We start from the raw sequence: 25,561 nt of genomic DNA, 5'->3' as shown, positions 1-25,561 counted from the left end.
AATATTGTGAAATGAGTTTTCGAACGAATAGCGCCTGGCCGAATGGTGTTTTTATCTGAGGTTGCTTCTAAAATCCAATAAAATCATATTGTTGAAGCCCGGCTTTGAGGGGGGTATTCTTTTTGATTACGCATGAAAAAACAGTAGCCACAACGTTCAGGATGTCAGATACCCTCCAGATTCTTTTTAAGAAAATATTCATTTTTGATCTTAATCATGAAAGTCTGGAAGTTAATATAATGGGTAATAATTCACTTTTGTTTATTAAACTATTCGAGGAAAGTATAGCGAAGTCAGTAAAGCGTTGTATGAAATCGCTGTGATGGGCAAGGATAATAGCAGCGGCCTTAACCATAAGGTGCAGAACAGGGATAAGCTTAAACGGATAACAACCTTTGTAGAGGGTAATTTTCATAAAATAAAAATATAATCGACTAAACATTTTGCTTAAAAATATTAAAGTTTATGCTTCATATATTTCATAAATCATATTGGTTGCTGTATACAAGATGTTGATGAATTGAATGTGATTTATACACAAGGATCGGTGCACTAATTAGTGTGCTAAAAATGGCCTGATGTGAATGATGATGCTTGCTCATTGTGTAATTCCATCAGGCTGTGCTCTATCAATACTATCTGAAAAGGTTTATATGAAACATTACGCGAATAAAAAAAGAATGCTAAAATTAAATCCTGTTGCTGCTTCAATATTACTGCTTTTACCGGTAATAGCCCAGGCTGATATCTCAATCATTAATGGGAACGTCACGTCAGCAAACGGTGTTCCTGTTGTGAATATTAAAGAAGCAAATAGCAAAGGACTTTCACATAACGTTTACGAAACACTGAACGTGGGCAAAGAAGGGGTGATTTTCAATAACTCCGCCAGCGCCGTGCAAACGACTCTGGCCGGGCAGATTGAAGGTAATGCTAATCTCGCGGGGGGAACCGCGAAAGTTATTTTGAACGAAGTAACTTCAAAAAATGCAAGTACCATCAACGGGATGATGGAAGTGGCCGGCGACTCTGCTCATCTGATCATTGCTAACCCAAATGGGATTACCACCCAAGGGGGCGGTTTCATCAATGCGGAAAAAGGGACGCTGACGACCGGTACGCCAAATGTAAAAGATGGTGCATTAACAGGTTATACCGTGAAGGGCGGCAGTATTACTGTTGGTAACTTCCAAAGCGAATCACCTACAGAAATTTTAGCCCGCAGCGTCAAAGTGAACGGAAGTCTGAGAGTTGATGAGCTATCAGTCATCGCAGGCAACAACGTTATCGATGTCGATGGTTCTATCACCGGCACAGTGGAGGCCATCGATAAAGCTGCTTCCTATGGCGTGGATGTCTCTAAACTCGGCGGTATGTATGCCAACCGCATTAATTTGATTAGCACTGAAGGCGGCGTTGGGGTACGTAACGAAGGGACTATTGCCGGCGGTGCCAGTGGCCTTAATATCACTAGCAACGGTAAGCTAATAAATAACAGCGCTATGATCCAATCTAGTGGCGACATAGCTGTAAATACCAATGGTGCTCTGGATAATATAAACGGTAAAATTAACAGTGGGAGAAGTATTACAATTGATACTGCCAAAAGCAGCATCAATAATACCACTGGGGGAAATATTTCTGCTGCATCAGATATTAACATTCTAAGCGGTGCACTGGATAATGCCAATGGTAAGATTGCATCTGGAGGAATGTTAACGGTTAATACCAACAATAATAAGCTGAACAACTCCGGAAGAAGCAAAAACGCTGGTATCGAAGCGGCAATAGTACTTATCGAGAGCGGTGAACTCAGCAATAGTAATGGTCAAATACATGGCAATTATATTAATCTAAAGAATAGCTCTATGGCTAATAACTCTGGCGTTATTGATGCTGATGGAAACGTAGAGATTAATAGTACTGGTAATATAGAAAATATAACTGGCTTGATTCGCTCCAGTGCAGCTAATGTGAAAATAACAACTACTAAAGCTGTTAAAAATAACAATAATAAATCACTCGATCCGGCCGGTGCGGAAGCCAAAGGTATAATTTCTGGGAGCGGCACAGACATCTCTGCAGATTATGTCTTTAATAATGCTGGAACAATCGCCTCAGCCGGTGATATTAAATTAAAGACCACTAGAGATATCGATAACTACCAGGGGAAAATTGAAAGTAGCCAAAATATTTCAATCGAAGGTCGTGAGCTGCGGACCAGCCAGGCCGGAATCAATGGTATAAAAGGTGTTAATATCGAGCTTAGCGACAAATTTGATAGCCGTCTTGCTATGGTAACGTCTACCGAGGGTGACGTATCGATTAAAGCTAACAAAATCATTAATGACAGCTCATTGATTCTCGCCAAAAATATCAATGTTGAATCAGGCTCATACCTGGATAGCAAGTATTCAATGATGGTCTCCGATGAAAATCTGACGTTAAAGGCGGAAGGCGATATTAATGTTAGTTCTAGTAACATGTTTGGTTATTATGCAGGGCAATATTTCGGCTATATCAATCAGGAAGGTGGCATAATCGCCGGTAAAGATCTGAATATAACTGCAAAAAATGTCAACAATACATCTGGGCGTATTGTTTCTCAGTCGGGAGATACTAATATTAATCTTTCCGGGAACCTGACAAACAACAAAGGGCAGGTTGTTGCTAATTCCGGCAACATGAATATTGATGCCAAACATGTTGCCGCGGATTATTCAACTATTTACAGTGCAGGTAACATGAATATCAATGTTGACTCGCTGTCTTTAGAAGGAAACGGTTCTATCGCTAAAAATACCGCAACTGGCATTATTTCCTCAGATAGAGATATTTTCATAAATGTTAATGGTGATTATTTCAATAATGGCTGGATTAGTGGCAAGGGGGATGTGACTGTAAAAAGTACCGGCTATTTAAGAAATTCTCATACCATTAATGCTGACGGGAATCTTAACGTTAGTGGATACACAATAGCTAACAATAAAGATATCGTTTCTGGCAAGGCATTGACAATTACTACCAATACTGACTTGACCAACAATGCTAATGGTAATATCACTGGGTATACGACCAGAGTCGATGCTAATAATGTCTCTAATATGGGTAACCTGGTTGCTTCATCCCAACTCAATTTGAATGCGGCAAATAATATCTATAATTATTTTAATATCTATACCGAAGGAAAAGCAGTAATCAATGCCAAAAAAGTTATCAATACTGGCTTTTGGGCTGTCTTTGGTGGGGCTCAAGGACTTCAGACAGCTGCAAATATAACAAATATATTTGGTACTGTTGTTGGTAAATAGATAGAACGCTAAATAAAAGGTAAAGGCAGCAAGGGATTGCTGCTTTTACCTGTCAGGAAACGAAATGGATATTCGATATATTTTCAGCGCGGCCTTGATATTAATGAGTTTCAGCTCGAAGACATTTGCAGACATGCCGCTCGGGCGTATGATAAAAGAACAGCAGAGTAATGATAATACATCAATCAAAGAACGCAAGATTGAAAAAAAAGATGTTTTTTCGCAAGCCGTACAGAAAATAGCAGTAGATAGCGATTTTCCGCAAGAAACGCCTTGCTATAATATCGATGAGCTTATTCTCGAAAATGACTTCCTGAACGATCGCTGGATCCGAAAAATTAAAAAAAGAATCGCCGGTAAGTGTTTGGGGGTCAAAGGATTACAAAAAGCAGCTGTCGTTTTGCAGGATCACTTTATTAATTCCGGGTACATAACAACCCGAGTCGAGATACCGTCTCAGGATCTTTTGACTAAAAAACTAAAGTTGCGAGTTGTTCCTGGGCGAATATCACAAGTTATTATATCTGATAATGATATAAGTACATGGGGGTTGCCCTTTAAGGAAGGAGATATCCTGAATGTCAGAGATATTGAACAGGGACTGGAAAATATACAGAGGACGCCTTGGGTTGATGTTAAGATAAATATCATACCTGGCGTTAACAACGGTACCAGTGAAGTTGAGATTAAACCTCAGCGTACTAAAAGATGGAATTTAAGAACAACATATAACAATTTTGGTGATAAAAGTACTGGCAACCAACTCTTAGGGACAACCGGTTATCTTTATAATTTAACGAAATCTAGCGATATTTTTTATTTGGCCGGTACCAGTAGTCAGACTGGTGGGTATAAAAATGTTAGCACCTACTATAGTATCCCTTTTGGATACTCTGAATTAAGCCTTTTTTATAGTAGTAGTAAATCAAAACAGAGTATTGATGTTGGTCCCTATGATTTTGACTATGTGGGTAAGACGCAGTACTTCAGCCTTAAGGGATCACGAATGCTGCATCGTGATGCGAGTTCAAAGCTTTCCGCCAGTGCAGAACTCATCAGACGCAAGTATGATTATACATTAGGGGGGGAAGAATTAGTTTTACAAAAACGCGATATGAGTAATTTGAAGCTCGGGGTAAATTACAAGAAAAATTTCACCGGGGCCGTATTAGATTCCAGTTTAAGCTGGCAGCGTTTTATCAAGGCCTTAGGAAGTACAGAAACGCCAGATATGCGTAATGGAGATGTAAGTCGCCAGAGTCAGATCATGAATCTGAATGTGAATTATATGAAATGGCTAACTTCATTACCTGTTGATGCTTATTATGAACTTAATATCGGTGTACAGTATACGCCGGATAATCTTACTCTACAGGATCAGCTTACTATAGGCGACCGATGGAGTGTTCGTGGCTTTGATGATAGTGGAGGAATTTATGGTAATAAAGGGTTCTATCTACAGAATACGCTCAATCTTATTACAGGTTATAGAAACATAACTCCCTATTTTGGTGTGGATTATGGCCAAATCATCGGTAAGGTCCCGGTACAGGAGATTGAGAGTAAAAAAATAATGGGCGGCATAACTGGCTTAAAAGGAGTTGTTTATGGTTTGGAGTACGATTTATCCTTATCGAGCCCTTTTGTCTACCCCGATAATTTAAATGTAGATAAGTATAAAGTTAAATTTAATTTTAATTACCAATTATAACTGTCGTAGCGATAAATCATGCGTGTTGGTACGGATATTGTTGAAGTGGAAAGAATTGTTCAGGCCTTGACGAACAGCAATTCTTGCTTTTTACAGAGAGTGTTTACTCATGCTGAGATTAATAAAATTAATCCGCACGACCCAAATTATGAGCGCGCTTCTGGGTTCTGGGCGGCAAAAGAATCAATTGTAAAAGCAGTAGGTTATGGGTTTAACAATAAAATTCGTTTTCATGATATTGAGGTCACGCATGATGAATATGGAAAGCCAGCGTTTTTGATAACTGGAAGACTGAAGGAAATCCTCGATGAGCAAGGAGTTGCTAATATCTCCTTAAGTATCTCTCATTGCCGTACTCATGCAATCGCAGTGACTATTCTTTGTTAATTAAGGTGATCAATAGATATGTATAATTATAATGACCTCGTTGATAAAACCGTATTAGTCACTGGCGCCAGCGGTGATATCGGTCACGCTATTTGCGGCAAATTTCTTGAGCAAGGATGCGTCGTTTATGCACTTTACTGCACGAATAAAGCGCAGTTGATGGAGCTTCAATCAAATCATCCTGCTGGAAAAAAACTTCATCTCCTGCAGGGGGATCTATCGAATCAGGAAGATGTTGCGGCCATATGTGCACAATTATCCAGTGATAAAGGAAAACTGGATGTTTTAGTGAACAATGCAGGAATAGTGAAAGATAACCTCTTTGCTGCTATGACTTTTGATGATTTTAGCTCTGTTATTAATACTAATCTTCTGGGGCTTTTTCGTATGACTAAAGAGGTCTTACTTTTGTTACGGTCGGCCCAGAATCCTACAATCATTAATGTTGCATCTATTGCTGCTATTGTTCCGAGTATTGGTCAGGTTAATTATAGCGCTTCCAAAGGTGCCATTTTAAGTTTCACACGAACGCTGGCCGCTGAGCTTGCGCCGCGGGGCGTACGAGTAAATGCCGTTGCGCCGGGAATGATCGAATCAAAAATGGTTAAAAAAGTGTCTCGTACGGTAGTGCGTGAAGTCACTAATTCAATTCCGCTTAAGCGCCTTGGGAAATGTGAAGAAGTTGCAAATACTATTGTTTATTTGAGCTCTTCTGCTTCAAGTTATATTGTCGGGCAAACCATCGTCATTGATGGTGGTATGGTTATGCGGTGATATATGTCAAAATTTAAGATCCCGACAAAAGTTTTTCTGGCTATGGGTGGGTGGCGCCAGCCATTGTTAATGGTAGATAGAATCGATGATTTTAAGTATGGCGAGAATGGGTATGTTAAAGTGATAAAGCATATCACTTATAATGAACCGTATCTTCTTGGCCATTTTCCTGAAGATCCTATCATGCCAGGGGCTATTATTTCAGAGATATTTGGCCAGGCTAGTGAATATTTCTCTTTTTTGTGTGATATTTGCGATATTTATCAACTACGCACAGGGCGAGAATTTCTGTCTCTGCGTGATATCCATACATATATAGATCAACCTGATATGCTTGAAGTTATACATAAGCGTCGGGCACAGGTACGTGGAGTACTGGCTGCACAAAATTTGAAGTTTAAAGCCTCAGCTTATCCGGGGGATACTATTGAAGTGGTAAGTAAACTCACGTTTTCTGACAATCATGGCTTTAAGCATTACTCGGTAATTGCCAATGTAGGAAAGAAAATTATTAGCCAGGGCACCATTATCAATTTTCGGGAAGTTTTATAACTTATCGTAAGGGAAGGTTATGACTGATATTAATGAGAAGATCGATCAAAGAAAATCAATACTTGTGACTATAAAAGCGGAGCTTATTCATCGGCTTAATATTCAACGTGAAGAGCATCAAATTGATGACGATACTCCTTTGTTTGGCAATGGACTGAAGCTGGACTCTGTTGATGCGACGGAGATTATCGTCATGCTTGATAAGGCTTTTAACATTCAAGTGCAAGAAGGGGATGATCCATCATATATGAGAAGTATTAATAGTCTTGCTTCATTTATTATTCAGAAAAAACATTCCTGATGTCAATAATGCTAATTTATAAAGGTGTTTTATGAGCTCGCTTTTCGATTTACATTTAAAAAATAATGCTGTGATGGGCAATTATAACAACCGGAGCATACCTTCATCCTATCATGATATTTTAGATGAATATAAAGCGGTGAGAGAGAATGCTTTGCTGGTCGATTACTCTCATATGGCCATTGTTAGCGTAACAGGCGAAGATGCATGGATTCTTGTAAATCACATTGCCTCTGCTGACATTTCAATTGTACGAGATGAACAAGGAATTTATTCACTCGCCTTGAATGACGACGGGACTATCCTGGGTGATATGTATGTGCTATGCGCCATGGATGGTTATTATATATTGTCTGAAAATATTTCTGTTGAAAGGATTATAGAAGTCCTTAAGGTAGCAGCGGAAAAATATGATGATTTAGGTATTCAGGAGATCCCGGAAATAAAATCCATGGAAGACGATAACTGGGGGGCTATCATGCTTGAAGGGCCATATTCCTGGGAGTTGATGTCCGAGATCTATGGATATGATATCATCGGTCTTCCTTATTGCGAATACATGAATACTGAAGATGACTTAATTATCTTCCGCTGCGGTAAGCATGGGGAGTTTGCCTATCAAGTAATTGGCCCTCAAAGTTTACTCGTTGAACTATGGGGTAAATTACAAAGGATTGGAGTTAAGTACTTACTTAAAACTGGCGGTTTGGATTACCAGCGTATAGTTCGCGTAGAGAATCCTGGCTGGGATAAAAGCATTTACGCAGAATATTCAACAAACCCTGTCGAATTACAATTGCAGTGGGCTATCCAGTATGACAAGGAAGATTTCATCGGCAAAGCTGCTGTTGAGCTGATGTCTGCCCAGAGTGCTGCTCGCAAAGTTGTTGGCATTGTTCCGTGCGTTAATTGCGCGTCGCTTAGCAAGGATGATAAAATCCTTGTTAATGGGCAGACTGTGGGGTTTATTATTAATGCTGTATATTCTCCGGCTGAGCAAAGTTGGATAGCGTTGGCGTTTATTAATACCCCTTATGCACTATCAGATATAGACGGTTATATAATAAAAACTGCGCACGGTGATATTGCGGCAAAAACAAAAACCTTACCATTCATATATAATTTCAGTTTGCTGGTTAACCCGACAACGCATAGCTATATTGACCCATCGAAAGCGAAAAGTGTTTTATAAAGCATAGAGAGTATTAAACTTAACTTGCTAAACGCGGTCGTTATTTTTTTATTTGCTGTTTAAATCAAGGGTTTTCCGGATATTATGAAAACAAACAGGAAAAGGGTAGTTATCACAGGGATGGGCATCCTGTCATCTCTTGCGGATAATATTGAGGGTTTCAGGCTAGCCCTGCTACAGAAGGAAAATGGTATTACTGATAGCGCGCGTTTCTCGGAATGGTTTGAAAACGCACGGGCGGCCGAGGTACTACATGAAATCGATTGTCCTGAATTATCTGAGGAGATTATTGCCTCGCTCGATAACGCTGCGCTGTGGGCATATAAGGTTGGCAGGGACGCGTTGATACAGGCCGACCTGGTTAACTGCCCTCGTTGCCTTGATGAGATGGGCTTAGTAGTTGGCGTTTCCTCTGCGGGTACAGAAGCCTTCCTGCCGCTTTTCGAGCAGCGAATTCAGGACTTTTCCTTGCGTAAGGCGCTGTATTCCGGTGGTTTCTCTTCCTGTTGTTCCAGCGTTTCGACATTGTTAGGGCTGAAAGGTGGGGTCGAACTGGTTGCCACGGCCTGTACAGCGAGCCCTAATGCCGTAGGTATGGCATTCGATTATATTCAGAATGGCAAGAGTAGCGCTATGCTGGCAGTTGGGACGGAACCGATCTATTTACCGACCTTTGCTGGCTTTTATGCTCTCAATGTCATGCATCCCGTATCCTGTTCACCTTTCTCCGGCCAATCCGGTATGTCAATTGGCGAGGGGGCGGGGGCTATTGTACTGGAAGAGTATGAACACGCCATTGCACGCGGCGCTACCATCTATGGCGAGATTCTTTCTTATGCCACATCCTGCGACGCTTACCACGAAACAGGGCCCGATCCGCGAGCCAGCGGAGCAGTACAGGTTATGTTAAGGGCCATGGCTAATGCGGGGATTACACCCGATCAGGTTGATTATATTAATGCGCACGGCACGGGTACTGAAGCTAACGATCAAATCGAAACGTTGGCGATGAAGAAAGTGTTTCGCAACATTGAAAATATTCCGATCAGTTCTACGAAATCCTACTTTGGCCATAATATTGGCGCTGCCGGAATCGTTGAACTTATAGCTTGCCTGGTCACTTTGCCTGACCAACAGGTACTACCTACCCTTAATTTCACTGAGGCACGGCCTAACTGCGATCTGGATTATGTCCCGAATGAGTTCGTGAAAAAAGATATTAATATCTTTATGAAAAATAACTATGCATTTGGGGGTAACAACTGCTGCATGATCGTAAGCACCAGGCCGGGTTCGGTTCCGGTGACTTCATATGAGGCCAAAAGGGTAGCGATAACTGGCATAGGAGCTGTATCCGCTATTGGGCATCGTATCAATGAAATACTTGCGAACATTAGTCAAATTGAAAGCAGCGCCGTCGAGCTTGAGGAGATCGTTTTCCCTCAAGATGTATTAAATGAAGCTGAAGAGCTGCTGCATGTTTTAATAAAGAGCAGGCAGTTTGAGGAGCTTTTTGGGGAAAATTATGGCATTGCCAGCTGTGAAGCATCGCATGAACCATCCACCTTTAAAACTTTCCAGGTCAAAGGGCTTGAGCCGCGTAAACACCTGCGTCGCTTCGATTCGCGTAAGGCTACTCGCGGCGGTACTTTTGCGCTAATTGCGCTTACGGAAGCGCTAAATATGGCTAAGCGACGTATTAAGCGCGATGGAGAAGAACTCGGTCTGGTTATGGGCATGGCGCGCGGGCCACAAGAGACGACTTATAAATATTTACAGAGTCTGAAGCCAGACCCTGGAAAGGTACGTACGTCGGAGTTTCCTGGTTCACTGATGAATGCGATTGCAACTTTTTGCGGTATTTCTGAAGGGGTAAAAGGGTACACCACTACTCTTGCAACCGGTGAAAATGCGGCTCTTGGTGCAATAACTTATGGTTATGAAATCATTCGCCAGCAGCTTCAACCGCAAGTCATTGTCGGGGGCGCTGATGAGTATTTCCCATCCATGTCTCTATACATGGATGGGGTGACGCAGAAGATTCACGCGGCATCTGATGTCAGGGACTATCAGGTCTATGCTAAAGAAGCGAAGGGCTACGTACCTGGTGAAGGCGCCTGTATGTTAATGCTCGAAGATCCGCTTGCGGCCGCTGCACGCGGCGCTGAGGTTTTAGCGGAAGTTGTCGGGTATGGTAAATCATGCAACAACAGCTATTTTGATGTTACTCAAATTGATGAAAAATCCAGCGCAATGGCCTTAGCCATCGAACGCGCGCTTAATGATGCAGGAATTTGTGCCAGAGATATCGATTTGGTGTGTGGCACCAGCAACGGAAGCATTGACAATTCAACAATCGAGTTGAATGCCATATATGAATCATTTCGTCAGGTTAATCCAACAGTCCCGGTAGTCAACTACAACGCCTTTTTTGGCTTCGTGGCCTCGTGTGCAGGCTTGTTGAATCTGATCATACTTCTTGATTGTATTAAAAAGCAGGCAGTTCCCGCTATACCGTATACCAGCGACTTTGTTGATCAGCGTATAAATTTTGTGCGTCAGCCTCTGAATATCAAAATTAAATATGTATTGCTGGTAGGGGCGACGGAAGGCGGAAACTATTACGCAATTATTATCAAAGGATAATACGATGGACAGGAAGTCTATTATTTCTGGTTATAGCGTTCATTTACCATTTGCCGATGATAGTTCGCAGCTCATTGCAAATCTGAAACAGGGAAAGCGTGTCAAAACCGCGCCTTGGTTCAAGTCGAATGATGAAGCTATTAAATGTGGGCTTCGTGGTAATGTCAATGCTGCAAAGATGAAATATAGCAATGATAGCATTCCTGAATTACTCTATCGCCTAATTGATGAGGCCTTAAAGCAGTCAATGCTGGATGAGAATTGTCTTCGAGAAGATAATATCAGAGTCTATATTACTGGTATAGGGCCTCGAGTTGATGCTATAGATTATCGTTCTTTCGCTACTTATAATGATATTGAAGATCTTGCGCTGACTCCTTCAATAACCAATTTATGCGCCAGAAATATGTCTCAGGATATAATCGCAGAGCTTTTGGCTAAAAAATATCGTTTGCGGTATCTACCACCGAATATTAATTGCACCAGTAACTCCGGGCTTACAGCCGTTCATCTGGCAAGCCATGCAATTGAGCGCGGTGGTATAGAGCTTGCTCTCATTATTAATATATCCCAGGTAAAATCTCAGGATATTTGGTTTCTCTCAACTCAATCAATGTTGGATACGGATCTTGTTCAACCGTTTGGTGTAAATAGCAAAGGGGTGATCTTTGCTGAAGGTTATAGCGTTCTGGTACTTGAAAGTGACCATCATCGCCTGGCTCGACAACTTGTTGATGGAGTGAGTATCAAGACGGCTTATAAACAGATTAATGCCAGTAGAAGTAACGATGTTTACTGGCAGAGTACCTGTATATTAAAACTAGTCAACCAACTCTTGAATGATACGAGAGTTAAAATTGAGGACGTGTGCGCTTTTATCCCTCATGGTAATGGTACAGCGTTCAGTGACAGCATTGAAGCGAAAGCTATTGCTATTCTGGCAGGGGAGAATATGCTACCAGTCCTCGCTTACAAAGGGCAAATAGGTTATACCGCTACTGGTTCTGGATTGGTAGATTTAATAATTGGTCATCATTCAGTAAGTTGTCATGAGTTAATAAAATCGGTAATTAATGAACCCATTATTAATGGTATAGCTCACCACTTTCTTATCGGGCCGGGAGTAATAAAACATCACAAAAGCCATTTACTTAAAACCGGCTTAGGGGTAGATGGTTCTATTATCGCAGTTTTGCTGTCCAATACCGCCAGGGAAGCTAGCTAAATGGATGATGCAATGCATTTATTATCGTTGTCTCTTATGGAGCCCGAGGCACCTTTATTTTTATATAGTCCCAGTTGGCTAAATGTTTGGGAAGCACATTCCTATGATATGGCTTTGAAAAATACCGATACAAATAGCTGGGCTTTTAAACGATTTGGTACTCGCGCAGATGCCTATGACAAAGAAATAGTGAACAGAACTAATTACATGGCGTATATCTCCGCGTTAGAAAAAGTATCCGATGCCGCAATGCAGGCGCTGCCTCAGAAGGAACGTATGCTATTGATGAAATCACGAACTGCCTTTATCTATGTTGACTCATGGGGAGAAGCGGCTGGCTTTGAATATGATATAAGTACGCTGCATTTATCTACCATTGATACACTACCAAAAAATTTAGTAAAAAAGTTTTCTGTAGATAATGTGACATGCAAAATCCGCGGGGAAAAAAATGCGCTGATTCAGGCAATGCGCCTGGCGCAAGACTATTTAAGCTGGGATATCTTTGATTTTGTCATTGTTTGTGGTGGTTATCGTGCCATACCATTGTTAGCGTTTACCGCAACAAATATTAATCCTCGTAGTAAAATGAAAGAATCTCGAAAAATTCCCGGGATGAATTTATCAATCGAACGAGTAGGATGTTTTATTTTCAGTCAGACAACTGGTGATCTAAAAGTAAACTGCGGGCCCTATTTTAGCGCAGACTCATCACAGTATCAAAAAAATTATGCATCAGATATTGATCTGGTTGCATTTTCCGGCAGAGCCAGTTCGATAACGCCATTTTTTAACCATCCTGTAAAATTACTCGATCTTGAAAAGAAATATGGTTCTAGTGGCTGTATAACGCCTGCTTTGAGCTGGCATTATATTTTTCAGCACGCTTTTAAGGGCGGTCGCATGAGAACAATTTTGCCCGGTTATAATGGCGGATTAACTTATTTTGATACCTGGTATTAACCATGAGGCCACAGTGAGAGCTAATATTAAAGAATTGCCAGCTATTTCTTTGCATGGTATTTATAAAAATTATGGAATGGGCGAGAACGAGGTTGTTGCGCTTAAAAATATCAATGTTGATATCGCTGCTGGCGAGTTTATGGCTTTATGTGGGCCTTCTGGTAGTGGTAAAAGCACATTGTTAAATATATTATCCGGAATTGATAAACCCTCCGCAGGGCATGTTTTCTTTCTCAATAAAAATATGAATGCATTGTCAGAGAGAAATCTCGCAGCAATACGTAGTAAGCATCTGGGATTTATTTTCCAGTTCTTTAATTTAATCCCGGTACTTAACGTGTTTGATAATGTTTTTTATCCATTGATACTTAATGGCCATTTCGATGCCAGAACTGCAAAGGAGCGAACCCTCCATTTTCTGAATAGCGTGGGTTTATCCGGCCTGGAAGACCGGAAACCGGGGCAGCTATCTGGCGGGCAACAACAGCGTGTCGCCATAGCAAGAGCACTCGCACATGAACCTCAGATTGTCGTTGCAGATGAACCAACAGGAAATCTCGACCTGGCGACGGGAGACGCAATTCTGGATCTTTTACTAGATATCAATCATCAAACGGGCACCACTTTTATTATATCGACCCACTCCACCCAGCTAACGGAGCGTGCGCGACGAGTGGTGGAAATCCGTGATGGAGAATTAGCTTATGATTCATATGAATAATTTCTTCAGGTTACTATGCCTGAGCCTGTCTCTGGTTATTGTAGCCGTCACGGCGGCTCCCACTTATACGCCTGTAGTTGAAAGCATACTCCATAATGGGTTTCCAACTCAGCCTGACGTGTTAGCAAAAACTACTCAATCTCTATCCGATGAGTTCAAAAAGACCGGAAATATTGCTTCGCTGGTTTTTTATGCCTACGGGATGTTGAGGCAAGCAAACTATTTTTTGGCCACTAATGATATTATTAAGGCTTCAGAGTATGCAAAAACAGGCTTCTTTTATCTCGATGAAGCTGTGGATTTAAATCAAAACATACCACTCATCAGATATCTGCGTGCCAAGGTCGATGCGAACCTACCCGCCGAGTTGGGACGCTGCGTTATTACCCTCGAGGATACAGACATACTGCTAAAACAAAAATTAAGTAGCAGAATTCGAGATAACGTCAATGATATGCGCTACAGAGCATTTTATAACTGTAAACTTTATCAACAGGCTGGCCAATTATTATCAATATTACAGGTGGATAATCCAAATAAAAAAATTGATATGGCTTATAACGGTTCATCTACCTGGGATCTTGATGAAGTTACGCAAATTATTATACCCCTTATGAGGGCCAATTAAATGTCAATGAATATGATCTTCGTAAATGGTTTTGTGCTTATAATTGCTTTATTTCTCATCTATTGTGCCGTTTTCCGCTTCCGTGATGCTAAGTTTTCTTTTTTGAATTTATTAAGGCATCGCAGAAGAACTTTGTCAACAATTTGTGCGATAATTCTTGGCGGTGTTGCTATATTTTTATATGGCGGCTTTATTAATTATTCTTTCTGGATTCTCCAACAGCAAACAATCCGCACAAACATTGGTCATGTACAAGTTTATAACAAGGAGTACTTTGATACTGCAAACAAGAGTAAACATCTCATCAATAATTATGCTGCTCTAAAAAATGATATTATGCATAATTCGTCGCTAGCTAATGATATATCCACCCTTTCAGGGCATCTTGAGTTTACAGGAATTATTTCTCAATATGAAAATGAAACCTCAAGCTATTTTTCTGCTCAGGGGGTCGAGCCTTTACCTGCCCTGAAACTAGGTGCCTTTGATAAAATAATTTTAGGCAGTGATTTATCGCGTGTAAAACGTAATGAAATTACAATAGGCAACGGGCTGGCAAAAACTCTTGCCGCGGGTTATGGCGACTGGCTTGATGTGATGGTAGTGAATACGTCAGGTGGCCAGGGAGCTTTATCGTTAAAATTGCGTGGGATATTTGCATCCGGTATTAAAGATTATGATGATGTAGCATTGAAGGTTCCGCTAGATACAGCACAAAGGATTATGGGCACCGATGGCGTGAGTAAAGTACTTATATTGCTGAATAATAATAATGTTGATGAATTTATAGTTAAGTTGAATAAATATATTGTTGACAATAAGTTGCCGCTGATTGTGAAGGACTGGAAAGAAACATCTATTTTTTATCAACAGGTCGAGGGAATGCTCTCAGGCATATATTTCTTTATCAAACTTATTGTCGCGCTTATTGTCGTGTTTATGATTGGTAATTCAATAACGATGAATATTGCTGAGAGAACGCGTGAAATAGCCACCCTGAGAGCCATTGGTCTTGAGGCCTCCCATGTGACATTATTATTTTGGCTGGAAGGTGTTTTTATTGGCGTGTTTGGTGCCATGGGGAGTGTTTTGGTGGGATATTGTTTGGCTGCGATGATCAATGTTTATGGGATTGCTATGCCGCCATCCCCGGGTCAATCGATAGGATATACTGCGTTTATTAAGATCGATAATGTCGAGCTTTTCTGGACTACGCTGGTTTTACCGATTTTAACATCAGCTCTTGCGTCTGTTCTTCCTTCGTATCGCGCATCACGGCTCAATATTTCTGCTGCGTTTAAATATTCCTGAGGAATGAGTATGAAACCCCTGAAACTGCGCTTACTTATTCTTATTGCTTTTTTTCTTCGTCCTGGGTAATAGCCGAGACTCCGGCACCTCAGGCTATAGAGATTATACGTTTGGCTGATGATATACGTTCGCCTAATGTACCTTTCCGCTATACGGTAACTGTTCTTGAATATAAAGAGGGTGGCGAGCAACCGGAGAGTAAACAAATTCTCGATGTGTCAATGCGTTTTATGAAACCTGAAAAAGGCTCGCAGGCAGATGCGCGTTCTTTAGTCCGGTTTATTTATCCTCCACGGGATAAAGGGAAGATTATGCTTTCTGATTGGTACGATCTCTGGTTTTATACACCTGAACTACGAAAACCGATACCTATTTCACCGGCACAAAGGCTGAGTGGCCAAATCTCAAATGCAGACGTTATCGTCACTAATTTTGAGTACGCCTACGATTCTACAATCGAAGGTACTGAACCTTGCGGACAGAAAGTCTGTTATAGACTATCACTGATACGCAAATCGGATAAGGTAACTTATCCAAAGGTGATATACCTTGTAGAACAAGGAGACGATTTCAGGCCTTATCAAGCATCTTATTACTCCCTTGATAATCAATTGCTCAAAAAAGTCTCATATAAAAATTACCAGATAATTTTAGGTAAATATCGGCCATCTGAAATTGTCGTACAGAGTGCTCGATATGCAAAAGGCTATTCAGTGATGAAATATAGTAACGTAAGACTGGAAAAATTACCTGAGTATTTTTTTACAAAAGAGGCGATGTTAAGGGGGGGGCAATGAAAATATCTCTCTACGTTCTTATTCCTTTTTTTACTTTAGTCTCTGCCCTGGTTCAGGGACACTGTCTGTCCGCAAGTGCGTTGCAAGATAATATGGATGTTACTTTGGCAGCGCAGATTTCATATGTAAATAAAGAACCGTCAATCTGGAAAATTGATGGTCGCAATCCGTACGTGGCCGACAATGTTTATAATGATATTGCGTTAGGTATAAAAGGTCATTGCGATCTAGTGGATAATAATCTCAATATGGATTTTTCATTTTATTCTTTAGGTTATTATCCGATTCGCAGTCCCGGAGTCTTTGAAAAAGATAAAAATCGTGCAAGGATAATGATAGATCGACTGCGTTTTACCTATGCTTTATCTGATACAACACGCCTGGAAGGTGGGAAGCTGAGACCTTCAAAAGGGGCCTTTTTCTTAAGATCCCCCGCTACATTGCTGACAAATTATTATTCCGGTTTTAAAACAACCCGAATATATGGGCCAGCAATGGAATCAGCTTATAGCGAATCATTTTGGGGGGCCACATTATCTAAAGAGTATCAGGATTATAATTTTTTACTTACGCTAGCTCCCAGATTGAGCAGTATCGATAAGTACTATGAATCATCAGGCAACTGGTCTGCAGCACAACGCTCAAATAGCGAAGAGCGTTACCTATTAACCTATAATGATTACCGACTAGCTAGTCATCGCCTGTCCGCTAATTTACTATTAGGCGATAATCCGGCGTTTTCATTATCAGAACTATATAATTATACATCACAGTTTTTAATTAATGCTGAGTTTTCCTGGCATAAAGGCCAGCAGTGGCGTCACTTCTCAAATGATAAAAAAGAGGCCGTACTGGCTGGCGCATTTCCATCCTCACTCTATTCTGTGGAGGATAAACAAGGCGTTGAGTTTGCGCTTGGCGGGCAGTATACAACTGATAGCTTTAGCGTATTCGGCTTAGAATACTATTTCCAGAGTGAGGGATATTCGAAAAAGGCCTGGCAGGAGCAGATTGATTTCATTCGCTTGATGGGATACAGGACTGGCTACGATTTTTTAGACCGGGCGTTTGATAGTTATAAGTATCTTATGGCCTCAGAGATTGGTAACACTTCAAATAAAGGCATGCTGTTATCCAAACATTACTTTAATACCTATTTTAGTCTGCGTAATCATGACCAGTCCACCCTGCAACCCTATGCAATGATAAATATAGCGGATGGCAGCGTATTATTTGGGGCCCATTTTATTAAACCCTTGCAAGGAAAGTGGGCGCCGTTTGAGTTATATGCCGGAGCATACAGCTCCCTGGGAGGTCCTGAATCAGAGTTTGCGCTATTTGGTGAAACGCTTAGCATTTATGTCGGTTTTAAATACTATTTATAAGGATATTTTATGGTATCACAGCTATCAACACCTTCTGTCGCTCTTATCTTTGCAGGACAAGGTAACCCTGTTATTGGAATGGGGTCTGATTTGTGGGATCTGAATGCAGTGACAAAAAATATTTGGGACTGCGCGAGCGATATTACCCAAATTGATATTCGCCGTTTATGCGAGCGCGGGCCGATGAGTCGCCTGGTCCAGACAACGGCTCAGCAAGTTGCCGTTACGGCTATTAACGTGACGCTCTATTGCCTCTGTCTGGAAAAAATGCCTGATTTGCCAATCGTGGGTTCTTGCGGGCATAGCGTTGGCGAGTACAGCGCGCTTTTCGCTGCGGGTGCATTTAACCTGGAGGCGCTTTTTAGGATGATACATACCCGTTCAAAGATTATGAATGATTTAAGTAAAATTCATAAAGGAGCTATGCTCGCGGTTAAGGGCACTGATTTTGAAACCTTAACTAACATGATTTCCGCATCTGGTATACCTGTCGAGGTGAGTTGTGATAACAGCTGTCGTCAGCAGGTTATCGGTGGCACGACTGCTGATCTGGGCCGTATCTCACAGATCCTTAATGGTGCCGGTTTAGAGGTAGTTAAACTGGGGGTTAGCGGCCCATGGCATACGCGTCTGATGGCCGATGGTGTTCAGTTGATGCGCGATTTTTTGCAAAAAATCGATATTTGTTCGCCTAAATATAGCGTGCTGATGAATGTTACCGGGCATGCAGAATTCCTTCCTGAGCAGATCAAAGAAAATCTGGCTCTACATCTGACGCATACGGTGCAATGGACAAAATCTCTTACGGCTCATTTACAGAATTCTCAGCCGGTAACTTTTCTGGAGTTCAGCAATAAAGCTTATTTAGGACAACTCCTTTATGACTTCCGGCGTTTCGCGCCAGAAAATGTCGTGCATTGTAGAAAGCTGATTGGCTTGTAATGGAGGTGCTATGATCCCTGACTATTTAACATTTACTCGTTATCAGGATAAACGAGTGATTATTTATCTTTATCTTTTAACTATGTTTTTACTTTTCCTTTTCTGGAAAAACAATGGTTATAACTTACTGCCGAGTAATGTATTGAGCCTGAGCATTATCCTGGCATTAATTGTCTTTTCTTTTATTTACGAGCTGAAAAACTATTGGGGTTATAAATGTGTCATGAAGCATATTGATTTTTCCTGTTTTCAGGGGAAAGCTATATCCTCGCATGAGGCGTTTTTGTGGCATCCGGCAGTCGTTACCTTCTCATACTTTGCGATGTTTTATCTTCTCATTACGAACTGCCTGTCGTTTATGTCATCGGGTCCTGCACTACTTTGTATTGCTATTATTTCGCCAATGGCTATTTATCTGGCGTTTAAATATGCACGTTATAGCTACGTGAAGCGAATGAAGGATTTTACTGCTCAAAAGGTAGTCTGGCGCAATTTACATCATTACGTCGGTTTTAATCTTTTTATCACCTTTTTAATGAATAGCTTGATAGTCAGCCCGTTAGCCAATGAGGATGATTTTTCTTTGGCCGGTGGTTTTTTTTCAGCCAGATTAATGATAGCGATGTTTATTCTTTGCATTATTGTTTTGTTTTTAGATATGATCTTCATCCGCCCATCGAAACGCTACATTTTTCTCGGGCGATTGTTCCTGAGGGAATTTGACTTCCATCTATCAAAGTCAATCCCCTGGCTATGGCTCTATAATAAAGCGATGTGGCTTAGATTATTCCTGGTTTTAATTATTCAGTTTATTTGGATAGTTTTGCTCAATGTTTTTTTGGCATTTTCGGGATTGAGTGTTTATTTTGAATTTTATTTTTTATTCTGCTCTCTGCCTTCGTTTTTTTATTTCTATTTACATGCTTACTGGCATTGGCACAATGATTATATCGTCGCATGTGATATGTATTTTCGTTGCGATCGAATTGAACGTTAAAATGAAATAAAGCTTACTAAGGAGATATGCACGACAGCACTTCAGTTTACAGACTTGAATGAGCGGATGTAGAGTATATGTGAATATTAATCTTAAAGGATGTATTGTTGAATGGATAAAGCCAGTCAGTTCCCTGACTGGCTTGGTTTTTTATTTCTGTAAAGAAGAGATCACGTCGCCCCAGTTCGTCGCTGCATCATAGACGAAGTTTGACCAGATACCTGATTTTTCATACATCATTGAATTCAGGTGATCTGCCAGAATGCTACCAATACTGGATGGGGAGCCACTCAGCAAGTTGCTAAGCATATCCAGAGAGGTTTCCAGCGCCGTTTTGGCAATGGTAAGGGAGCCATCAAAGCCGACTTTCATCAGCCCAAGTGCGGATTGAATAGTGAAATCAACCAGGGCACAAGGCAGGTCAAAGAGGCCAGCACCCGAGATATTTTCCATTTCATATTGTGTTAATTCTTTCATTTTTTATTCCTGTGCTATTACTATTTATAATTACTTAGTTGCGGGCAAGCTAAGTACACCCTCGTAAATATTAACCAGGGCTTTGTTTTGATAATAGTGAATATTTAAATGAACCGGTAATTCATTATGAATAGTTAACGTGATGATAAATTCGTGCTTCTAATAAAAATTCCGAATAATTGCGTTTTTTATAATTGATTGATTTTATATTTTATGGCTATGGGTTTACTACCAATCTTTTATCTCTCTTACTGAAAGTAATGGCTATGTGGCATTTTTGAACGTAATTTTTAAATTTTATGCTGCGGGTATTATGAATTCACATAGTGATGTTAGATTGTTTTATGTGAATGGCCATATACTGCTATCCATAAAAATAAGCTATCTATAATTCACCGTCGCTTTCTTCGTTCTAATATAGATAATCCCTCAGGCAGCTCATGTTTGCCCTTTACCAATTTCAATGAAGCTGTTTTGAAGTTTATCACCTGGTCAGAACAGCTGCACGGTGATAATCCCAGAGACTTAGCGGCGCTGGTATCCTCCCGGGGCGTTTATTGCGTAGCTGCTCATGGCGCTTTCTGCTTGTCTGCCAGGGCTCAGCCTTCTTATGGTGAGGTGAAGTGGGGATTTGAAACGTAGCGTTAGCTTAAAGAAGATGAGAGGGATAACGCGAAACCAACGCTTAAAGCGGCGAAGAGAATTGGGAGGGGAGACCGTCACGCAAGCTTTCGCCAGTAGGCAGCAGGGACATCATACCTGCCACGTACCATGTCCCTGACTGCTTAACCACCTTACGCGGGAACGGTCTGAACTGCCCCCTGTTTAATCACCTGCTCAATCTCAAAGCGGTTAGTCACCTTACTGTCGATTTTGATATACACCGAATGTTCGTTGCTAACTACCAGTACCTCTTTAACTCCTGCTTGAGCCTGTAGCCGTTGCTGTAGCATCTCATCCGCCACCACGTCGGCAGGGATCTCGACCCGCAGGCTACTAACGTAAGGCGGTTCGCTCATGGTGCTGGCCACCAGTAACCACAGCATTGCCAGCAGGGCGCCAAGCAGGAAAACGGTTTGTGAATCAAAAAAGCCGTCTACCCAGCCGCCTAGCGATCCGCCAATCGCTACTCCAAGAAACTGGCTGGTAGAATAAATCCCCATCGCTGTTCCTTTGTAGCCGGCAGGTGATTCTTTACTGATTAACGAAGGCAGTAACGCTTCGAGAAGGTTAAACGCGAGGAAAAATAGCTGAACGCCGGCAACCAGTTCCCAGAAATAGCCTCCCGCTCCCCAAAGTACGATCTCGGCGATCAGTAAAATGGCAACGCAGAGCAGAAAAACGCGCTTCATTTTGCGCTTTACTTCGGCGTAAATAATAAACGGCACCACGGCAACAAAAGAGACCAGCATGGTGACCAGATAGATTTTCCAGTGCTCAGCTGCGGGAAAACCGGCAGCTTCCAGCTGACCCGGCAGGGCAACAAAGGTGGACATCAGCATAATATGCAGGCACATAATGCCGAAATTGAGCTTCAGTAGTTTTGGCTCGGCAAGCACTTTGCTAAAGCAGCCTTTCACCATACCGGATTCACGGTTAAGCACGTGATTATGGCTATTTGGCACAACCCACAGCGTAAGCAGAATCCCGAGCGTCGCCAGAGCGGCAATCATCCAGAATAAGGCGTGCAGGCCTAACTGGTGGGTGATAATAGGTCCGAGGACCATGGCGATGGCGAAGGTAATACCAAAGCTGACGCCGATAAACGCCATGGCTTTAGTGCGATTCTGTTCGCGGGTTAAGTCGGAAAGCAGCGCCATTACCGCTGCGGCAATCGCTCCGGAGCCTTGCAGCGCCCGGCCAAGAATAATGCCCCAGATCGATTCGGAAAGCGCGGCGATAATGCTGCCGAGAACGAAGATTAACAAGCCGCCGACGATAAGCGGTTTACGGCCAATGCGATCGGAGAGGAGGCCAAAAGGAACCTGGAATATTGCCTGCGCCAGTCCATAGATGCCTATAGCCAGGCCAATAAGGGCTTCACTTGCGCCCTGGAGCGCCATGCCATAAGTGGTCAGAACCGGCAGGACCATAAACATGCCGAGCATGCGCAGAGAGAAAACGGTCCCCAGACCCCAGGTCGCGCGCAGTTCGCCTGGCGTCATTTTGTTATCGTTCATTACCACCTCAATCTAAAAACTGCGCCTAGTGTAGTGGGGGGAGCCAGAAGCGTAAATAGATGTTTGTTTAACAGATATTACTGCTGTGTTGCACGATGAGGTGAGGGCGGTAGACAAAAAGAGACCAGCGGAGCGGGCTCCGCCGGCTAGCGGAGATTATTGGCAGTTAAAATCAACCCATTGGCCGCCTGCATCGGCGGATTTGACGCATTGCTCAACCCAGTAGACCCCGTGGAGCCCGGCTTCGACGTCCGGATACCAGAAGTTATCCAGAAACGCCTGGTCACCGCGATCCATTGCATCGATAGCGATGGCGTAACGGCGGTAAAGATTGGCCCATGCCTCAAACAGCCCTTCCGGGTGGCCGCCGCCGATGCGGTCGTCTGCCAGCGCCTGCGGACTTAAATAGGGCATTCCACGTTCAAGAACGCGCGCGGGTTCGCCCTGCACCTCATAGCTGAGCTGATTTGGGCGCTCATCCCACCACTCAAGGCTGGCTTTTTCGCCAATGACGCGGACTTTTTGTGAGTGCATAGCGCCGCTGTTGACTGCGCTGGTCCACAGTGAACCGACGGCGCCATTATTATATTCCATCAGCACGAAGGCGTTATCTTCCAGCGGCGCGCGCGATTTGACGAAGCTCTGACGTGCGCACATCAGCCGGGTGATATTCAGATTTGGCACCATGGTTTCCGCAATAAATAGCGGGTGAGTCGCCAGATCCCCCAGCACGTAGCTAGGGCCGGCATATTTGGGCGTTACCCGCCAGCGGGTAGATTCAGCCTGCAGTTCAACGGCTTCATTATGAAAACCGTGGGCAAACTGCATATTGATAATGCGGATCTCCCCGAGCATACCCTCCGCGATCATCTGCCGCGCCTGCTGAATCATCTGGTGCCCGGCGTAGCCGTAGGTAACGCCGATTATTTTGTTCTGCTTTTTGCTCAGCGCCAGCAGCTCGCGGGCCTCGGCGGCGGTAAAGCACAGCGGTTTTTCGCAGATAACGTGCAGCCCCGCTTCCAGCGCTGCTTTGGTGATCGCGAAATGGGTATTGTTCGGCGTAGTGACCGAAACGGCTTCAATGCCGTCAGGGCGTTTGGCTTCCTCTGCAAATAGCGTTTGATAGTCGGCGTAGCAGCGCTCGGGGGCGATTCCGAGCTGCTCGCCAAATTGACGGCCGCGTTCGGCATCGATATCGAGCGCGCCGGCCAGCAGGGTAAAGACATTGTCGCGCAGCGCTGCACAGCGGTGGCTGTAGCCAATCTGGCTGGTGCCGCCGCCGCCGACCATTCCCCAGCGCAGGGAGCGAGATAAGGGTTTCATGCCGTTTAACATGATGATGCACTCCTCTAAATAGAGACTTCGGATTTCAGATGTTCTTCTGGATAGCCCGCACCCGGAGAGCGCGGACCGGGTTTCGGGCTTTACATTTCTCCACGCGCCTCGCGCTCTTTCAGCTCTTGCATAATCTGTGGGTACTGTTTATCCAGCCGATAAAACAGCAAGGTGATGATGACCACAATCCACAGGAAGAATGAGCCGTAGAGATAAACGTTATTAATCATGTCGATAGCGCTTTGCGGTTGAACGCCGGATCCGCTGCTGGAACTGACGTAGCCCGAGATGCTTAACAGGCCGGAGATAACCGCGGCGGCAATGCCTGCGCCGAGCTTCGTACCGACAGACCCCGCAGAGAAGATCATTCCCTCCTGGCGGACGCGCGTTTTCCACTGGCCATATTCGACGGCGTCGCCGCAGAAGCCGAATAGCACGGCATTCAGCGGCGCGAAGCCGATACCGCGAATAATGGCGTTGGCCAGCGCCCAGTGGTAGTCGTCAGAATTAAACATAAACAGCACCTGGCCTATGGTCGCCAGCACAATGCCGCAAAGGGCCACATTGCGTTTACCGTATTTTCGAATGGGGACGGAACTCAGGAAGGTGAAAATAATGATGCAGGCGGTTTCGGCCACGAAAATGGAGCTGTAGAAAGTATCGTCGCCTAGCACGTAGCGGCAGTAGTAAGGTAGCGCGATACCAACCACGGTGTAATAAACGCTCTGGGCTGTCCAGAGGATCGCACTGGCCCAGAAGTACTGGTTACGGAAGAGGGCGTAAAGCTGCGTTTTTACCGCTACGTTTCCCTGCTTTTCACGCGCTTTGATAACCACTTTTTCTTCACATTTGTAGAAGCAAAACAGCAGTAACAACAGCGCCAGAAAAGCCCAGATGGCCATGGTTTTAATCCATGCTGCCTGATCGTCGCCGAAATACTTCACCAGCGGCAACGTACAAGCTACGGCGAGGATGCGGCCAAATGGCGACATCGACATGCGGGTGATGCTAAGCATATCCCTTTCCCAGGAGGTCCGGGTCATCATCGCGGAGAGGCTGCCATAGGGGAGATTGATCGCGGTGTAGCACACGGTGGTACAGAAGTTATAGGCTACCAGCAGGTAGAGAAACTGCAGCGTTCCGGTGGTTTGGGGCACGGTAAACAGCAGAATCGCCGATACGGCGTAGGGGACGCTCATCCACAGCAGCCAGGGGCGTGATTTTCCCCAGCGAGAGTTTGTGCGCTCAACCATCAGACCCATAATGACATCGGAAACACCGTCAAACAGACGTGAGATCAGCATTACCAGACCGACCGTGGCGATACTGATGCCGACATAATCCGTATAGAAAAGCGTTAAAACTGTGCCGATCATGCCGAAAACGACGTTACAGGCGGTATCGCCTCCACCATAGGCTATTCGGGTCGTCCAGGTTAACTTATCGCCGCGTGATGCTACGGGAGAAATAAGGATCTGCTGTTCACTCATGGTCTATTCCTTTGTCGGGGGACAAGTAAGGACCTCAGCGCCAGTTCCACCGGCACTACCTTATCCTGATGTCAGCCAGAACATAATGAAATGTTTGCTTCGTTTCAATGGTTATATGAAATTTAATTTCTGCATATGAGAGGCGGATCGAAAAATAGAAAAGATTGTGCTTCCGATGTGGTACGGGGAGTTATCAAGTCATTCTGATTGATAAGGTTATTTGCTGCCTTTTTTGA

The 25,561-nt window shown here is 43.2% G+C and carries 21 protein-coding genes; 17 read left to right on the top strand and 4 right to left on the bottom strand.

Going from position 1 to position 25,561, the window contains the following annotated elements:
- Nucleotides 1–584: 584 nt before the first annotated feature.
- The 17 genes from ABLV11_RS01130 (at nt 585) to ABLV11_RS01050 (ending at nt 19,843) form a co-directional block, all read left to right on the top strand.
- Nucleotides 585–3,311, top strand: a complete 2,727-nt coding sequence (locus tag ABLV11_RS01130) for a filamentous hemagglutinin N-terminal domain-containing protein (protein ID WP_224329857.1) — start codon at nt 585–587, stop codon at nt 3,309–3,311.
- 64 nt (nt 3,312–3,375) lie between these two features.
- Nucleotides 3,376–5,022, top strand: coding sequence for a ShlB/FhaC/HecB family hemolysin secretion/activation protein (locus ABLV11_RS01125; RefSeq protein ID WP_126488597.1), 1,647 nt, complete (start codon nt 3,376–3,378; stop codon nt 5,020–5,022).
- A gap of 18 nt (nt 5,023–5,040) precedes the next feature.
- Nucleotides 5,041–5,409: a holo-ACP synthase gene (gene acpS / locus ABLV11_RS01120; protein WP_126488599.1), complete on the top strand. Its 369-nt coding sequence runs from the start codon at nt 5,041–5,043 to the stop codon at nt 5,407–5,409.
- Nucleotides 5,410–5,427: 18 nt separating this feature from the next.
- On the top strand, nt 5,428–6,183 hold the full coding sequence (locus tag ABLV11_RS01115; RefSeq protein WP_126488601.1) for a 3-oxoacyl-ACP reductase family protein: 756 nt from the start codon (nt 5,428–5,430) through the stop codon (nt 6,181–6,183).
- A gap of 3 nt (nt 6,184–6,186) precedes the next feature.
- Nucleotides 6,187–6,735, top strand: coding sequence for a 3-hydroxyacyl-ACP dehydratase FabZ family protein (locus tag ABLV11_RS01110; protein ID WP_148407743.1), 549 nt, complete (start codon nt 6,187–6,189; stop codon nt 6,733–6,735).
- A 19-nt stretch (nt 6,736–6,754) separates the two neighbouring features.
- On the top strand, nt 6,755–7,036 hold the full coding sequence (locus ABLV11_RS01105) for a phosphopantetheine-binding protein (RefSeq protein WP_004099489.1): 282 nt from the start codon (nt 6,755–6,757) through the stop codon (nt 7,034–7,036).
- A gap of 31 nt (nt 7,037–7,067) precedes the next feature.
- Nucleotides 7,068–8,228 carry an aminomethyltransferase family protein gene (locus tag ABLV11_RS01100; protein WP_148407742.1) on the top strand — a complete coding sequence of 387 codons (1,161 nt, stop codon included), beginning with the start codon at nt 7,068–7,070 and terminating at the stop codon, nt 8,226–8,228.
- Between the two features lie 84 nt (nt 8,229–8,312).
- Nucleotides 8,313–10,874, top strand: coding sequence for a beta-ketoacyl-[acyl-carrier-protein] synthase family protein (locus ABLV11_RS01095; protein ID WP_148407741.1), 2,562 nt, complete (start codon nt 8,313–8,315; stop codon nt 10,872–10,874).
- Between the two features lie 4 nt (nt 10,875–10,878).
- Complete coding sequence (locus ABLV11_RS01090) at nt 10,879–12,099, top strand: beta-ketoacyl synthase N-terminal-like domain-containing protein (protein WP_126488603.1); 1,221 nt, start codon at nt 10,879–10,881, stop codon at nt 12,097–12,099.
- Nucleotides 12,100–13,062 (top strand): ATP-binding protein, encoded by a 963-nt coding sequence (locus ABLV11_RS01085; protein WP_115239945.1) that lies wholly within the window; start codon nt 12,100–12,102, stop codon nt 13,060–13,062.
- 13 nt (nt 13,063–13,075) lie between these two features.
- On the top strand, nt 13,076–13,783 hold the full coding sequence (locus ABLV11_RS01080; protein ID WP_004099494.1) for an ABC transporter ATP-binding protein: 708 nt from the start codon (nt 13,076–13,078) through the stop codon (nt 13,781–13,783).
- Nucleotides 13,767–14,411, top strand: a complete 645-nt coding sequence (locus ABLV11_RS01075; protein WP_126488605.1) for a hypothetical protein — start codon at nt 13,767–13,769, stop codon at nt 14,409–14,411. Before ABLV11_RS01080 ends, ABLV11_RS01075 begins: the two co-directional genes overlap by 17 nt.
- Complete coding sequence (locus tag ABLV11_RS01070; protein ID WP_126488607.1) at nt 14,412–15,722, top strand: ABC transporter permease; 1,311 nt, start codon at nt 14,412–14,414, stop codon at nt 15,720–15,722.
- Nucleotides 15,723–15,790: 68 nt separating this feature from the next.
- Complete coding sequence (locus ABLV11_RS01065) at nt 15,791–16,519, top strand: outer membrane lipoprotein-sorting protein (protein ID WP_348855129.1); 729 nt, start codon at nt 15,791–15,793, stop codon at nt 16,517–16,519.
- Nucleotides 16,516–17,904, top strand: a complete 1,389-nt coding sequence (locus ABLV11_RS01060) for a hypothetical protein (protein WP_126488611.1) — start codon at nt 16,516–16,518, stop codon at nt 17,902–17,904. Before ABLV11_RS01065 ends, ABLV11_RS01060 begins: the two co-directional genes overlap by 4 nt.
- Nucleotides 17,905–17,913: 9 nt before the next feature.
- Complete coding sequence (locus tag ABLV11_RS01055) at nt 17,914–18,846, top strand: ACP S-malonyltransferase (protein ID WP_023320443.1); 933 nt, start codon at nt 17,914–17,916, stop codon at nt 18,844–18,846.
- 10 nt (nt 18,847–18,856) lie between these two features.
- Entirely contained in the window at nt 18,857–19,843 is a 987-nt protein-coding gene (locus tag ABLV11_RS01050) for a hypothetical protein (RefSeq protein WP_126488613.1), read from the top strand.
- Between the two features lie 150 nt (nt 19,844–19,993).
- On the opposite strand, the gene ABLV11_RS01045 is transcribed toward ABLV11_RS01050, so the two are convergent.
- The 4 genes from ABLV11_RS01045 to ABLV11_RS01030 form a co-directional block, all read right to left on the bottom strand.
- Complete coding sequence (locus ABLV11_RS01045) at nt 19,994–20,320, bottom strand: hypothetical protein (RefSeq protein ID WP_016808674.1); 327 nt, start codon at nt 20,318–20,320, stop codon at nt 19,994–19,996.
- A 794-nt stretch (nt 20,321–21,114) separates the two neighbouring features.
- Nucleotides 21,115–22,500 carry an MFS transporter gene (locus ABLV11_RS01040; protein WP_105889802.1) on the bottom strand — a complete coding sequence of 462 codons (1,386 nt, stop codon included), beginning with the start codon at nt 22,498–22,500 and terminating at the stop codon, nt 21,115–21,117.
- A gap of 156 nt (nt 22,501–22,656) precedes the next feature.
- Nucleotides 22,657–23,835, bottom strand: coding sequence for a Gfo/Idh/MocA family oxidoreductase (locus ABLV11_RS01035; RefSeq protein ID WP_105889803.1), 1,179 nt, complete (start codon nt 23,833–23,835; stop codon nt 22,657–22,659).
- An 89-nt stretch (nt 23,836–23,924) separates the two neighbouring features.
- A complete protein-coding gene (locus ABLV11_RS01030) occupies nt 23,925–25,325 on the bottom strand; it encodes an MFS transporter (protein WP_126488615.1) in 1,401 nt (466 codons plus the stop codon).
- Nucleotides 25,326–25,561: the final 236 nt, after the last annotated feature.

It is taken from the genome of Klebsiella sp. GW_Kp181 (assembly GCF_040062315.1).
GTDB lineage: Bacteria > Pseudomonadota > Gammaproteobacteria > Enterobacterales > Enterobacteriaceae > Klebsiella > Klebsiella oxytoca.
The sequence above is the reverse complement of the archived record's forward strand: the minus strand, read 5'-3'. Positions and strand labels throughout refer to the sequence as shown.